The organism is Micromonospora sp. WMMD708, from assembly GCF_049315245.1.
GTDB lineage: Bacteria > Actinomycetota > Actinomycetes > Mycobacteriales > Micromonosporaceae > Micromonospora > Micromonospora wenchangensis.
In genome coordinates this window covers 5,731,466-5,744,284 of record NZ_CP186060.1, presented here as the reverse complement: position 1 = coordinate 5,744,284, position 12,819 = coordinate 5,731,466, and the positions used below count along the sequence as shown (strand labels likewise).

General features: G+C 73.7%; 11 protein-coding genes. 5 read left to right on the top strand and 6 right to left on the bottom strand.

What is annotated here, in order from left to right; all coding sequences use genetic code 11:
* Window positions 1–10: 10 nt before the first annotated feature.
* Entirely contained in the window at window positions 11–1,072 is a 1,062-nt protein-coding gene (locus ACN260_RS25190) for a serine O-acetyltransferase (RefSeq protein WP_422753352.1), read from the bottom strand.
* A gap of 219 nt (window positions 1,073–1,291) precedes the next feature.
* Between ACN260_RS25190 and ACN260_RS25185 the strand changes: the two genes are divergently transcribed.
* Window positions 1,292–2,710, top strand: coding sequence for a PLP-dependent aminotransferase family protein (locus tag ACN260_RS25185; RefSeq protein WP_422753351.1), 1,419 nt, complete (start codon window positions 1,292–1,294; stop codon window positions 2,708–2,710).
* A 39-nt stretch (window positions 2,711–2,749) separates the two neighbouring features.
* Complete coding sequence (locus tag ACN260_RS25180) at window positions 2,750–3,487, top strand: alanyl-tRNA editing protein (protein ID WP_422753350.1); 738 nt, start codon at window positions 2,750–2,752, stop codon at window positions 3,485–3,487.
* A gap of 6 nt (window positions 3,488–3,493) precedes the next feature.
* Here the strand turns inward: ACN260_RS25180 and ACN260_RS25175 are convergent, their stop codons facing one another.
* Window positions 3,494–3,706: an exodeoxyribonuclease VII small subunit gene (locus ACN260_RS25175; protein ID WP_422753349.1), complete on the bottom strand. Its 213-nt coding sequence runs from the start codon at window positions 3,704–3,706 to the stop codon at window positions 3,494–3,496.
* A gap of 10 nt (window positions 3,707–3,716) precedes the next feature.
* Window positions 3,717–4,931, bottom strand: a complete 1,215-nt coding sequence (gene xseA / locus ACN260_RS25170) for an exodeoxyribonuclease VII large subunit (RefSeq protein ID WP_422753348.1) — start codon at window positions 4,929–4,931, stop codon at window positions 3,717–3,719.
* Between the two features lie 125 nt (window positions 4,932–5,056).
* Here xseA and ACN260_RS25165 point away from each other — a divergent pair, with 125 nt between their 5' ends.
* Window positions 5,057–6,040, top strand: a complete 984-nt coding sequence (locus tag ACN260_RS25165) for a 4-hydroxy-3-methylbut-2-enyl diphosphate reductase (RefSeq protein WP_422753347.1) — start codon at window positions 5,057–5,059, stop codon at window positions 6,038–6,040.
* A 69-nt stretch (window positions 6,041–6,109) separates the two neighbouring features.
* Window positions 6,110–6,571, top strand: a complete 462-nt coding sequence (locus tag ACN260_RS25160) for a hypothetical protein (RefSeq protein WP_422753346.1) — start codon at window positions 6,110–6,112, stop codon at window positions 6,569–6,571.
* A gap of 162 nt (window positions 6,572–6,733) precedes the next feature.
* On the opposite strand, the gene ACN260_RS25155 is transcribed toward ACN260_RS25160, so the two are convergent.
* Window positions 6,734–7,885: a DNA recombination protein RmuC gene (locus tag ACN260_RS25155; protein WP_422753345.1), complete on the bottom strand. Its 1,152-nt coding sequence runs from the start codon at window positions 7,883–7,885 to the stop codon at window positions 6,734–6,736.
* 53 nt (window positions 7,886–7,938) lie between these two features.
* Here ACN260_RS25155 and ACN260_RS25150 point away from each other — a divergent pair, with 53 nt between their 5' ends.
* Complete coding sequence (locus ACN260_RS25150; RefSeq protein ID WP_422753344.1) at window positions 7,939–8,733, top strand: hypothetical protein; 795 nt, start codon at window positions 7,939–7,941, stop codon at window positions 8,731–8,733.
* 147 nt (window positions 8,734–8,880) lie between these two features.
* On the opposite strand, the gene ppc is transcribed toward ACN260_RS25150, so the two are convergent.
* Together ppc and ACN260_RS25140 are read right to left on the bottom strand one after the other, a co-directional pair.
* Window positions 8,881–11,667, bottom strand: a complete 2,787-nt coding sequence (ppc, locus tag ACN260_RS25145) for a phosphoenolpyruvate carboxylase (RefSeq protein ID WP_422753343.1) — start codon at window positions 11,665–11,667, stop codon at window positions 8,881–8,883.
* Window positions 11,668–11,775: 108 nt separating this feature from the next.
* Complete coding sequence (locus ACN260_RS25140) at window positions 11,776–12,786, bottom strand: hypothetical protein (RefSeq protein WP_422753342.1); 1,011 nt, start codon at window positions 12,784–12,786, stop codon at window positions 11,776–11,778.
* Window positions 12,787–12,819 lie beyond the last annotated feature (33 nt).

Here is a 12,819-nt window from a genome sequence, read left to right as displayed (position 1 = left end):
CATCTCCTGGTCACGCGAAGCCGAACTCGTCGAGCGCCCGCCAGAGTTGCTGGAGGTTGTAGAGGACCGTCTCGTTCCCGCAGGTGTCGATGATCCGGAGCCGCTCGTCGGTGCCGGGACGGTTCACCGCGCACCGGACCCGCCGGTCGTCGCGCTCGAGGACCACCACCGGACGGTGCTGGCCGGTGCTGGTCACCAGGTCGACCTCGATCGCGGCGAGGCCGGTGCCGTGCACCTCGACCACGCCCTCGCAGACCGGGACGACGCCGAAGACCCGGACGTTGCACTCGCCGGAGGTGCCCTGGTACTGGTTGAGCAGCCGGACCCGGCGGTGGCTCGGCACGTCGGTGGTGACGATGATCCCGGGCCCGATCAGCACGTCGTCGCCGACCGTCACCGCGCCGAGGATGCGGGCGAACGCGCCCACCTCGACCCGGTCGCCGAGCCGGGGGTGCCGCCGGCCGCTGGGGTTGTCGGCGATGCCCCGCGCGCCGAGCACCACCCCCTGGAGGATGTACGCGTCGTCGCCGATCTCGGTGGTCTCGCCGATCACCGTGCCGAGCCCGTGGTCGATGATCAGCCGCCGCCCGATGCTGGCGGCCGGGTGGATCTCCACGCCGGTGCGGACCTTGGCGGCCTCGGAGACCCGGCGGGCCACCGCGAGCCGGACGTCCGCGCCCAGCGGGGTGTCCCCGGCCCGGTGGATGGCGTGCGCCACCCGGTAGGCGAGGGTCGCCCGGTAGGCGATGTAGCTGTCCCAGACGTACTGCCACGAGCCGCCGGCGGCCGGGTCCCGGCGGGCCAGCGCGAGCAGGTCCTCCGAGGCGACCTCGCAGATGGCGCGCAGCCGCTGCGGGGTCAACAGCGACTGGGTCACCGCCGGGGACGCCTCGGCCTCGACGAGGCGGACGATCTCCGTGCGCAGCAGCGGCGTCAGGGCCTCGGTCGACGCCGGGTCGACCGGCTGCGGTGGGCCGCCCGGGGGAGTGGCCGGTCCGGACGCGGCACGGGGGGCCGGTACGCGCTGCCCCGTGCCGTCCGAGCCTGCGGCTGCCTGCAACGACGACTCCATGCGGCTCCCGCTCCCCGTTCTGCTTGGACCCGTCTCCCTCGGCGGCTCGAGTGAGATGACACTCGGTGCGACGTCACGCGTCGGAAGCGGACCTGGCCGCAGAGCGGGCAGGTGCGGTGCCAGATCGTAGTCACAGCCCCCCGCTAACGTGACGATGGAATATTGCTCAAGTCAGTGGCTGAGGGAAATAGCCAATCCTCAGTCCATTGGGGGGAGAGCATGAACGCGGAAGAGTTGGCCGCTCAGATCGGTGCGTGGAAGGACGACCAGACCCGGCTCTACCGCGGGTTGGCCGAGCAGCTGCGGCTGCTGATCCGGCTCGGATCGCTGCCCCCGGGCAGTGAACTGCCCCCCGAACGCCGGCTCGCCGTGGCGCTGGCCGTCAGCCGGACGACCATCGCCCAGGCGTACAGCCTGCTCAAGGACGAGGGTTGGCTGGTCAGCATCCAGGGCAGCGGGACCCGGGTGGCGCACGCCCAACCCGCCGTCGCGCCCCCCGCCGACTACGGCGCGGCGGCGAGCGGCTTCATCGCCGACGTGGTCCGCGACCGGGTGCGGACCGTCGACCTGACGGTCCCGTCGCCGCCGCCCGGCCCGTGGCTGATGGCGGCGATGTCCCGGCTGCCCGCCCTGGCCGCCGCCGCGTTGCCGAGCCGGGTGTACGAACCGGCCGGCTACCCCGCGCTGCGGGAGCGGATCGCCGGCAAGCTGACCGCCGACGGCCGGGTCACCGCCGTCGAGGAGGTGATCGTCACCAACGGTGCGACCCAGGCGTTGTCCCTGCTGGCGGGGGTGCTGACCCGGCGGGGCGACACCGTGCTGGTCGAGGAGCTGACCTGCCCGACGGTGCTGGCGTCGCTGCGTACCGCCGGGTTGCGGCTGGTCGTCGTGCCGGTCGAGCGGGAGGGTGCCGACCCGCAGGCGGTCGAGGCGGCCGTCCGCCGGTACGAACCCTCCTTCATCTACGTCATCCCGACATACCACAACCCGACCGGGTGGACGATGACCGAGCGGCGGCGGGCGGCGCTGGCCTCCATCGCCCGCCGGTACGGGGTGCCGCTGGTGGAGGACCTCACCCTCGCCGACACCCGGATCGACGGCCCGCTCCCGCCACCCCCGATCGGTGCGTACGCCCCCGGCGCGCAGATCTACACGGTCGGCAGCCTCAGCAAGGTCTGCTGGCCGGGGCTGCGGACCGGCTGGCTGATCGGCCCCCGCCGCGAGCTGCAACGGATCGTGCACCTGCGGGCCATGTACGACCTGGGCTGCCCGCTGCCCACCCAACTGCTCGCCGTCGAACTCCTCGACGACCTGCCGCAGATCCGCCGCGACCGGCAGCGGGAACTGCTCGGCCGCCGCGACGCCCTGCTCGCCGCCCTCGCCGAACACCTGCCGCAGTGGCGGCACGAGCCACCCCACGGCGGGCTCAGCGTCTGGTGCGCCACCCCCCGGCCGCTGCAACAGCTCAACCATGTCGCCCAGCGTCACGGCATGCAGTTGATGCTCGGCTCGCACTTCGCCGTGGGGGCACGCTCCTACCTGGACCACGTCCGCCTCCCCTTCACCCTCGACGAGCCGGAACTGGTCGAGGTGGTCCGGCGGCTGGCCGGCTACTGGGCCGAGGCGGGGCGTGGCTAGTCTCACGGTGCGCGACGATCGGTAGTACGCTGCGCCCCCATGGGCATCTCCCACCACGGACGCACCCAGCGTCTCGACCTCGCCGACCCGTCCCTGCGCGAGTGGACCTGCCGAGTCGTGCACGTCGATCCCGAACGTGGCATCGTGCTGGACCGCTCCGCCTTCTACCCCGGTGGCGGCGGCCAGCCGCCGGACCACGGCGTGCTGCTGTGGCAGGGGGTGCAGACCCGGATCGTCGGCACCCACAAGGGTGACGACCTCTACCTGATCCCCGCCGAGGGCGACCCGGTGCCGCCGGTCGGGGCCGAGGTCCGGGGCGCGATCGAGGACGAGCGTCGGTTCACCCTGATGCGCACCCACTCCGGGCTGCACGTGCTCTGCGGTGTGGTGTTCCGTGACTTCGGCGCGCTGGTGACCGGCGGCAACATGGAGCCGGGCGAGGCCCGGATGGACTTCAACCTGCCGCAGCCCCCCGAGGGCTTCAAGGGCCTGCTCGAAGAGGCGGTCAACAAGGAACTGGCCACCGACCGGCGGGTCTCCGTCCGGGTGCTGCCCCGCGACGAGGCGCTGGCCATCCCCGACATCGTCCGCACCCAGACCAACCTGATCCCGCCGGACGAGCAGGAGGTCCGGATCGTCGACATTGAGGGTCTCGACGTGCAGGCCGACGGCGGCACCCACGTCGCGTCCATCGGGCAGGTCGGGCGGATCCAAGTGGTCAAGGTGGAGAGCAAGGGCAAGCAGAACCGCCGGGTCCGTATCCGCCTGGTCAGCTGACCCGGGTCAGGCGTCGGCGGCCGGCCGGGCGGCGTCGATCCGGGCCCGGGCGCCGTCGAGGGAGCGTTGGCAGGCGGCAGCGAGCCACTCGCCGCGCTCCCACAGCGCCAGCGACTCCTCCAGCGAGGTGCCGCCGGCCTCCAACCGCTCCACCACCTGGGCCAGCTCGGAGCGGGCCTGCTCGTAGCTGAGCTGCTCCTCGGGCTTCCGGTCGGTCATCTCGTCCTCCTCATGCGTCCACGGTCACGGTCAGCTCGCCCCCGGCGAGGCGGACCCGCAGCGGGTCACCCCCGGCCACCTCGCCGGCCGCCCGCACGACGTGCCCGTCGGCCCGCTGCACGATGGCGTAGCCCCGGTCGAGGGTGGCGGCGGGGGAGAGCGCCCGCAGCCGGGCCAGGGTGTGCCGCAGGTCGTCGGTGGCCGCGTCGAGCCGGTGGTGCAGGTTGCGCCCCGCCCGGTCCCGCAACGCGGACACCTCGGCCGCCCGCTGCTCGACCATCACCTGCGGGCGGGCCAGCACCGGCCGGGACCGCAGCAGGGTCAGCCGGTGCGACTCCCGGTCGACCAGGTTGCGGACCGCCCGCTCCAGCCGGGAACGGGCCTGGCCGATCAGCCGTACCTCGTCGGCCAGGTCGGGCACGACCCGCTTGGCGGCGTCCGTCGGGGTGGAGGCGCGGACGTCGGCGACGTAGTCGACAAGCGGCGCGTCCGTCTCGTGGCCGATCGCGCTCACCACCGGGGTACGACAGGCGAAGACCGCCCGGCACAACGCCTCGTCGGAGAAGGGCAGCAGATCCTCGATGCCGCCGCCGCCCCGGGCCAGGATGATCACGTCGACGCTCTCGTCGGCGTCGAGGACCCGCAGCGCGTCGACGATCTGCGACACCGCCCCCGGCCCCTGCACCGCTACGTTGACCGTGCGGAACTCCACCGCCGGCCAGCGCCGCCGGGCATTGGTCAACACGTCCCGCTCGGCGGCGGACGCCCGGCCGGTGACCAGGCCGATCCGCTGCGGCAGGAACGGCGGCCGGCGCTTGCGGGCCCGGTCGAACAACCCTTCGGCGGCGAGCAGCTTCTTGAGTTTCTCCAGCCGGGCCAGCAGCTCACCGAGCCCCACCTGGCGGATCTCGTCGGCGCGCAGGCTCAGCGTGCCCCGCGCCGCGTAGAACTCCGGCTTGGCGTGCAGCACCACCCGGGCGCCCTCGCGCAGCTCCGGTGCGCCCGAGTCGAGGACGTCCCGGTTGGTGGTGACGGTGAGGCTGAGGTCGGCCGACGGGTCGCGCAGGGTCAGGAAGACCGTGCCCGCCCCCGGGCGACGGCTGATCTGTGCCACCTGCCCGTCGACCCAGACCCAGCCGAGCTTGGCGATCCACGCGCCGACCTTCTGGCTGACCACCCGGACCGGCCAGGGTTCCTCGGGGGTGCTGCGGGGGGCGTCGGTCACCCGCCCACCCTACGGTCCGCCCCCGACGACCCGGCGCTGCCGGGCCGCCCGCCGCGACCCGTACCCCCGCTGTGGTACGGGTCGCAGCTCCTGCCGGGGGAGATGTCGACACGTACGATGGGCGGGTGACCGAGCCTGAGGCGACCCCAAAGACCGGCAAGCGCGTGCTCCTGGCCAAGCCCCGCGGCTACTGCGCCGGGGTGGACCGGGCGGTACAGACCGTCGAGGAGGCGCTGAAGCTCTACGGCGCGCCGATCTACGTCCGCAAGCAGATCGTGCACAACAAGCACGTGGTGCAGACCCTGGAGGCGCGGGGCGCGATCTTCGTGGAGGAGAACGAGGAGGTGCCCGAGGGGGCTACCGTCATCTTCTCCGCGCACGGCGTCGCCCCCGAGGTCTACGAGCAGGCCAGAGCCCGGTCGCTGCGGGCGATCGACGCGACCTGCCCGCTGGTGACCAAGGTGCACCAGGAGGCCAAGCGGTTCGCCGCCGAGGACTACGACATCCTGCTGATCGGTCACGAGGGGCACGAGGAGGTCATCGGCACCGCCGGGGAGGCCCCCGCCCACATCCAGCTCGTCGACGGCCCCGACGACGTGGACCGGATCACCGTGCGCGACCCGAACAAGGTCGTCTGGCTGTCCCAGACCACGCTGTCGGTGGACGAGACGCTGGAGACGGTGGCCCGGCTCAAGACCCGGCTGCCGCTGCTCCAGTCGCCGCCCAGCGACGACATCTGCTACGCCACCTCCAACCGGCAGCACGTGGTCAAGGAGATCGCCCCCGACTGCGACGTGGTGATCGTGGTCGGCTCGCGCAACTCGTCCAACTCGGTACGCCTGGTCGAGGTGGCCCTGGACGCCGGGGCGCGCGCCGGGCACCTGGTCGACTTCGCCCACGAGATCGACGACGCCTGGCTGGCCGACGCCCGGACGGTGGGGCTGACCTCCGGCGCGAGCGTGCCCGACGAACTGGTCCACGAGGTGCTGGCCCACCTGGCCGCGCGGGGCTTCACCGACGTCGACGAGGTGGTCACCGCCAACGAGCGGCTGACCTTTTCGCTGCCGCAGGAACTCAAGCGCGACATGAAGGCCGCCGCGCGCGGCTGACCCCGGATTCCCGTCGGACGGAACGGATCACGGGTGGGGCGCGTCCGAGTAGGTATGAGAACTCCTCGGATGGTGGTCGTCGTGCTGCTGGCCGCCGGTGTGGTGCTCGCCGGCTGCGGCGACGGTGCCGACGTCACCGGCCCGCCGGCCACGCCGACCGGTTCCCCGTCGGCCACGGTCACCCCGTCGGCCACCGTGCCGCCGTCCGCGCCGCCGGTCTCGGTGTCCCCGTCCGCCCCGCCCGCCGGTTCGACGCCGCCCGCCGGTTCGGTGCCGCCCGGTGGGTTGAAGCCGCCACCTGGCGGCCCACGGCTGCCGCCCGGTCCGGGCGCGACGGAGCTGACCGGCACCGTCGAGGCGGGGGTCGAGCCGGGGTGCCTGCTGCTCGACGGTCATCAACTGGTCGGCGGCCCGAAAGACGTGCTCGTGGCCGGGGCCAGGGTCACCGTCGTCGGCCGGGCCCAGCCCGACCTGATGAGCACCTGCCAGCAGGGCGTCCCGTTCCTGGTGGAATCCGCCCGCCGCTCCTGACCACCCCCCTGGATCCGCACGCCCGGCTGGCCACCGGTCGACCCGCGCCCGTCCGGGGCTCGCGGGTCGACGCACTTTCGCCGAAATGGCGGTATCCGGCCGCTCCGATACCGCCATTGAGCCGACATTGCGCCCTCCGCCGCTGGGGCGGGGTGGGGTGGGTCAGGGGTGGTCGTCGGTGGGGAGGAGTTCGGGGGCCTGGGGTTGGCGGGGGGCCAGCTCGACCTGGGCCGGGACGGTCAGCTCCTGGTCGGAGACGCCCAGCTCGGCCAGCTTGCGCGCGCTGACCAGGACCCGGGCCTCCAGCGACCCGACCGCCCGGTTGTACGCCGTCACCGCGCCACCGAGCGAGCTGCCGAGCCTACCGACGTGGTCGCCCAGGGTGGACAGCCGGCCGTACAGCTCGCGGGCGAGCGCGTGCACCGCCACCGCGTTGCGGGCCAACGCCTCCTGCCGCCACGAGTACGCCACCGTACGCAGCAGCGCGACCAGGGTGGCCGGGGTGGCGAGCACCACGTTGCGGGCGAACGCGTGCTCCAGCAGCGTCGGGTCGCGCTGCAACGCCACGTCCAGGAACGGGTCGGCCGGTACGAACAGCACCACGAACTCCGGGCTGTCGTCGAACGCGGCCCAGTAGGTCTTCGCGGCCAGCGCGTCGACGTGCCCGCGCAGGTGCTTGGCGTGCCGGTCGAGGTGGGTGTCCCGGTTGCGTTCGTCGCGGGCCTCCATCGCCGTCAGGTAGGCGTCGAAGGGTGCCTTGGCGTCCACCACCACCGTCCGCCCGCCGTGCAGCCGGACCACCAGGTCGGGGCGGACCCCCTGGTGGTCGGTGGCGGCGGTGACCTGCTCGCTGAAGTCGCAGTGCTCCAGCATGCCGGCCGCCTCGACGATCCGGCGGAGCTGGTGCTCGCCCCAGCGTCCGCGTACCTGCGGGGCGCGCAGCGCGGCGACGAGCTGCTTGGTCTCGGTGCGCAGCTCACCGGAGACGATCCCCATCGAGCGGACCTGTTCGCGCAGCTCGGCGTAGGCGTCGACGCGGTCGCGTTCCAGCTCGCCGACGCGTTGCTCGTAGCGGCGCAGGGTGTCGTGCAGCGGAGCGACCGCGCGGGCCACCGCCTCCTGGGACTGGGCGGTCGCCTCGTAGCTCAGCGCCCGCATCGACTGCTCCAGCCGGCCCTCGCCCTCCCGGGTGGCGGCGAGGGTGGCCTCCAGCCGGGCGATCTCGGTGGCCGACCGGGCGCGGGCGGCGTACCAGCCGACCGCCCCACCGGCGGCGAGGCAGACCACCACCACGGCCAGCGTCGAGAAGTCCATCACCAGAGCTTGCCAAACGGGTACGACTCGACGCCCCCGGGTACGTTCGGAGGATGGAATTTCTGCTCGTGCTCATCCTGGTCGCCATGCTGGCCGGTGGTCTCGTCTGGTGGCGGCGGGAGAAGGCGGCCCGGGAGGCGCGCAGCCTCGCCGACGTCCGTGCCGACGCCCAACGCTGGTACGAGCGCCTCGGTGGCCAGGTGATGAACCTGCACGGCGACGACCCGGCGGTACGCCAGGCGCTTGTCGACGCGGGTGAGCGGTACAACGCGGCGGGCAGCCAGCTGGAGCAGGCCCGTACGGTGCACCAGTTCCGGCTGGCCCGGGAGACCGCGTTGGAGGGGCTCGCCTACGCGCGGGCGGCCCGGGTGGCGCTCGGCCTGGACCCGGGCCCGGAACTGCCCCCGCTGGCCGCCGCGCAGGGGGCCGGGGAGATCACCCGGGAGCGTCAGGTGGACGTGCAGGGGCAGACGTTCAGAGCCGGCCCGCAGCCCGGCCGGGACACCCCGTACTACTACCCGGGCGGCCGTTACCAGGGCCGGCCGGTGCCGGCCGGTTGGTACTCGACGCCGTGGTGGAAGACCGCGCTGGGGGCGGGCGTCGGGGTGGTCGGCGGGATGCTGATCGCCGACGCGCTCTTCTCGCCGGCCTTCGCCGACCCGGGGTACGACGCCGGCTACCAGGAGGGTTTCGGCGACGGCGCGGACTTCGGCGGCGACTTCGGCACCGCCGGGGACCCCGGTGGCGACTTCGGCACCGCCGGTGACTTCGGCGGGGGTGACTTCGGCGGCGGTGGGTTCGGGGGCGGCGACTTCGGTGGTGGGGATTTCGGGGGCGGCGACTTCTGATCCGGCGCCGCCGGTCGGTGGGCGGCCCGCCCCGCGCGGCGGGGCCTTCGTGGCCGTCCCGGCCGGCACCGCCATGAAGGGCCCTGCCACGAGAGCCTGTCGCAACGGCCGCTGCCACCGCCTGTGGCGGCGGCAGCGGCGGGGTCGTCAGCCGGTGTTGCGCATCCCGGCGGCGATGCCGTTGACCGTGGTGAGCAGGGCGCGCTCCAGGGCCGTACCGTCGCTGGGGGCGCGTCGGCCGCCCGGCGCGGTGATGACCGCCCGGCCGGCGGCACCGGAGTCCCGGTACTGCCGCAGCAGCGCCACCTGGAGGTGGTGCAGCGGCTCCAGGTAGGTGTCGCGCACCGCCAGGGTGCGCTGGAGCACCGGCGAGTTCTCCAGCAGGGCCGGCGACGAGGTGACCGCCAGCACCTCCTGCTTGGTCAGCTCGTACTCCTGCTGGATCTTGTCGAAGATCGGGTGCAGCTCCTCGGGGACCAGCGTCTCGACGTACCGGCGGGCGATGCTGAGGTCGGTCTTGGTCAGCATCATCTCCACGTTCGACAGGAACGTGCGGAAGAAGTGCCAGTTGCGGTGCATCTCGGCCAGCACGTCCTCCAGGCCGGCGGCGCGGGCGGCGGCGAGGCCGGAGCCGACCCCGAACCAGCCGGGCACGATCTGCCGGGTCTGCGTCCAACCGAACACCCACGGGATGGCCCGCAGCCCGCCGAGCCCGGCCCCGGTGTTCGGCCGCTTCGCCGGCCGGGACCCGATGTTCAACGCGCCCAGCAGCTCGGTCGGCGTCGACGCCCAGAAGTACGCCGGCAGGTCCGGGTCCTCCACCAGGCCCCGGTACGACCGGAAGGCCGACTCGGAGACCACGTCCATCGCCGCGTCCCAGCGTTCCAACTGCTCGGCGGGCTGCCGGGGCGCGGTGTGCAGCAGCGTCGCCTGGAGCACCGCGGCCACGGTCAGCTCCAGGTTCTCCCGGGCCAGCGCCGGCAGGGTGTACTTGTCGGAGATGACCTCACCCTGCTCGGTCACCTTGATCGCACCGTCCAGGGTGCCGTACGGCTGGGCCAGGATCGCCTCGTGGGTGGGGCCGCCGCCACGCCCGACGGTGCCGCCCCGGCCGTGGAACAACCGCAGGTGCACGCCGTGCTGGGCGGCCACGTCCCGCAGCGCCCGCTGGGCCCGGTGGATGGACCACTGGCTGGTGGTGATGCCGGCCTCCTTGTTGGAGTCGGAGTAGCCCAGCATCACCTCCTGCACGTCGCCCCGGGCCGCGACCAGCGCCCGGTAGGCCGGCAGGGAGAGCAGTTCGTTGAGCATTTCGCCGCCGGCGTTCAGCTCGGCCGGGGTCTCCAGCAGCGGGACGAAGCCGATCCGGGCCCGCCCGGTGTGCACGTCGACCAGGCCGGCCTCCCGGGCCAGCACCACCGCCGCGAGCACGTCGTCCACGCCGAGGGTCATCGAGATGATGTACGACTCGATGACCTCGCCGCCGAACCGGTCCTGCGCCTCGCGGATGGTCCCGAACACGTCGAACGTCTTGCGCGCCCCCTCGGTCAGCGGGGTGTCCAGGGCGGACAGCGGCCGGCGGCCGGTCAGCTCGTCGGCGAGCAGCTTGGTGCGCTCCAGCCGGGTCAGCGACGGGTAGTCCGACACCTCGCCGACCGCCGCGTAGAGCTGGGCGAGCACCTCGTGGTGCTTCTCGGCGTGCTCCCGGACGTCCATGGTGGCCAGGTGCAGGCCGAACGCGGAGACGGTACGGATGGTCGAGGCGAGCCGGCCGACGGCGGTGAGCTGCCCGGAGTTGCGGGCCAGCGAGGCGCGCAGCAGCTCCAGGTCGGCGATCAGCTCGCCGGAGCCCTGGTAGTCCCGGCCCGGCACGTGCGGGGTGCCGGCGCGCAGCCGCTCCCGGGTGTTGGCCAGCTTCGCCTTCACGCAGCGGGCCTTGAGCCGGTAGGGCTCCTCGGCGTTGACCCGGCGGAACCGGGGGGCCACCTCGGGCAGCGCGTCCAGGTCGGCGGCGAGGCTGGCCGACAGGTCCAGCGACACGGCGCGCAGCCGGCGGGAGACGGAGACCTCGTTGACCAGGTGCTCCATCGCCGCCTCGGTGGCGGTGATGCCGTGCTCGTGCTGGATGCGCAGCACCTCCCGGGTGACCACGGGGGTGACGAACGGGTTGCCGTCGCGGTCGCCGCCGATCCAGGTGCCGAAGGTCAGCGGGCGTGACGTCGGCGAGGTCTCCACGCCGAGGGTACGCAGCGTGTCGGCCAGGTCGTCGAGCACCTGCGGGGCGGCCTCGGCGTACAGGTCGCGCAGGTAGTAGATGGCGTTGCGGGCCTCGTCGGTCGGGTCGGGCCGGTCGAGGCGCAGCTCGTCGGTCTGCCACATCAGGTCGAGCAGTTCGGCGAGGCGACGGTTGGCCGGGCCCTCGTCGCTGGCGCCGTAGAGGATGGCGTTGGCGGTCTCGGCGTCCAGCTCGTCGGCGATGGCGCGCAGCTTGGACAGGATCGACCGGCGGGCCGCCTCGGTGGGGTGGGCGGTGAAGACGGGGCGTACCGCGAGGCGGCGGGCGGCGGCGGCGATCTCCTCGGCCGGCACCCCGCGCTCGGCGATCATCTTGGCCGCCTGGTCCAGCCAGCCGCCCTGGATCGCCCGGCGGCGGCGCAGGTCGCGGGCCCGGTGCACCTGCTCGGTGATGTTGGCCAGGTGGAAGTAGGTGGAGAAGGCGCGGGCCAGCTTGGTGCCGGTGGTCACGTCCAGCCCGCCGAGGCGCTGCGCGGCGGCCGGGGCGTCGGAGCGGACCTGGGCGCGGATCTCCTCGACCAGGTCGAGCAGCGGTCGACCCTCCTGCCGGGCCAGTGTCTGGCCGAGCAGGGTGCCGAGTCGACGGATGTCGGCCCGCAGTGCGGCGTCGGGCCCGTCGTGATCATGCTGGTCGGTCACCGTGCGCTCCTTACGTGAGTACGAAGGACAGCGCTGTCCGACTCCCTGGATGGTATCTGCGTGGCCCGGTCCGGGAGGAAGGGGTTCGGTGTGTCACCTTCCCCACGATCACCGCCCGCCCCGCCCGGCCCCGGCCCGGCGTCCCCGGAACAGGGCGGCGGTGAGCAGGCCGGACAGCCCGAGGACGGTCCAGAGCAGCAGCCCGGCCAGCGGCCAGCGGGCCGACCGCCAGTCGAAGTAGACGGCCGATTTGAGTAGGTCGGTGGCGAGGCCGGGGACGTTCCAGCGGTGCATCCCACGCAGCGCGGCGGGCAGGAACTCGGGGGCGTAGATGCCGCCCGAGCCGGGGTTGCCGAGCACCACCAGCAGCAGGATCACCAGCCCGGTGCCGAGCAGACCCAGCCAGCCCTGCACGGCGGCGGCCACCATCGCGGCGGTGAAGACGGTGAGCATCCCGACCGCCGCCACCGCGACCAGGTCGTGGTCCCAGACGTCGAGCACCGGGCCGACCAGCACCGCGCCGATGGTGCCGAGCAGCACCGCGTGCACGGCCAGCGAACCGATCCGCAGCCCGGCCCGGCGCAGCCCGCGGGGGGCGGTGCCGAGCGAGACGCCGAGCGCGGTCGAGGCCAGGTAGCCGCCGAGCACCAGCCCGACGGCCAGGTAGAACGGCACCAGGCCACGCGGGTCGTCGGGGGAGACGGGCACCTGGTCGGTGACGGTGAGCGGCGCCCCCGCCTGTCGGGCGGCCGGGGTGAGGACCCCGGTGACCAGTTCGGTGGCCGCCGGGGCGGAGGCGCTGGCGGTGGCCAGGGTGAGCGTGCCGTCGGGGGCGGAGGTGAGCACGGCGTACACCTGGCGGGCGGTGAGGGCGTCGTCGGCCGCGCCGGGGTCGGCGTACCGGACGGGTTCGATGGTGTCGGTGCGGGCCCGCACGGCGGTCAGCAGCGACTCGGCGTGCTGGTCGCCGGTCACCACCCCGACCGGCACGTCCCGGGGGCGCGGCTGGTGCAACGCGCCGACGTAGGCCGCGATGAACGCGGTGGCCAGCACCAGCGTGCCGACCAGCAGCGCCGCCGTGCGGGGCAGCCAGTCCCGGGTCCGCGGCTCCTCGTCCACCGGCCCAGCCTATGGCCGCAATGCCCGACCTGT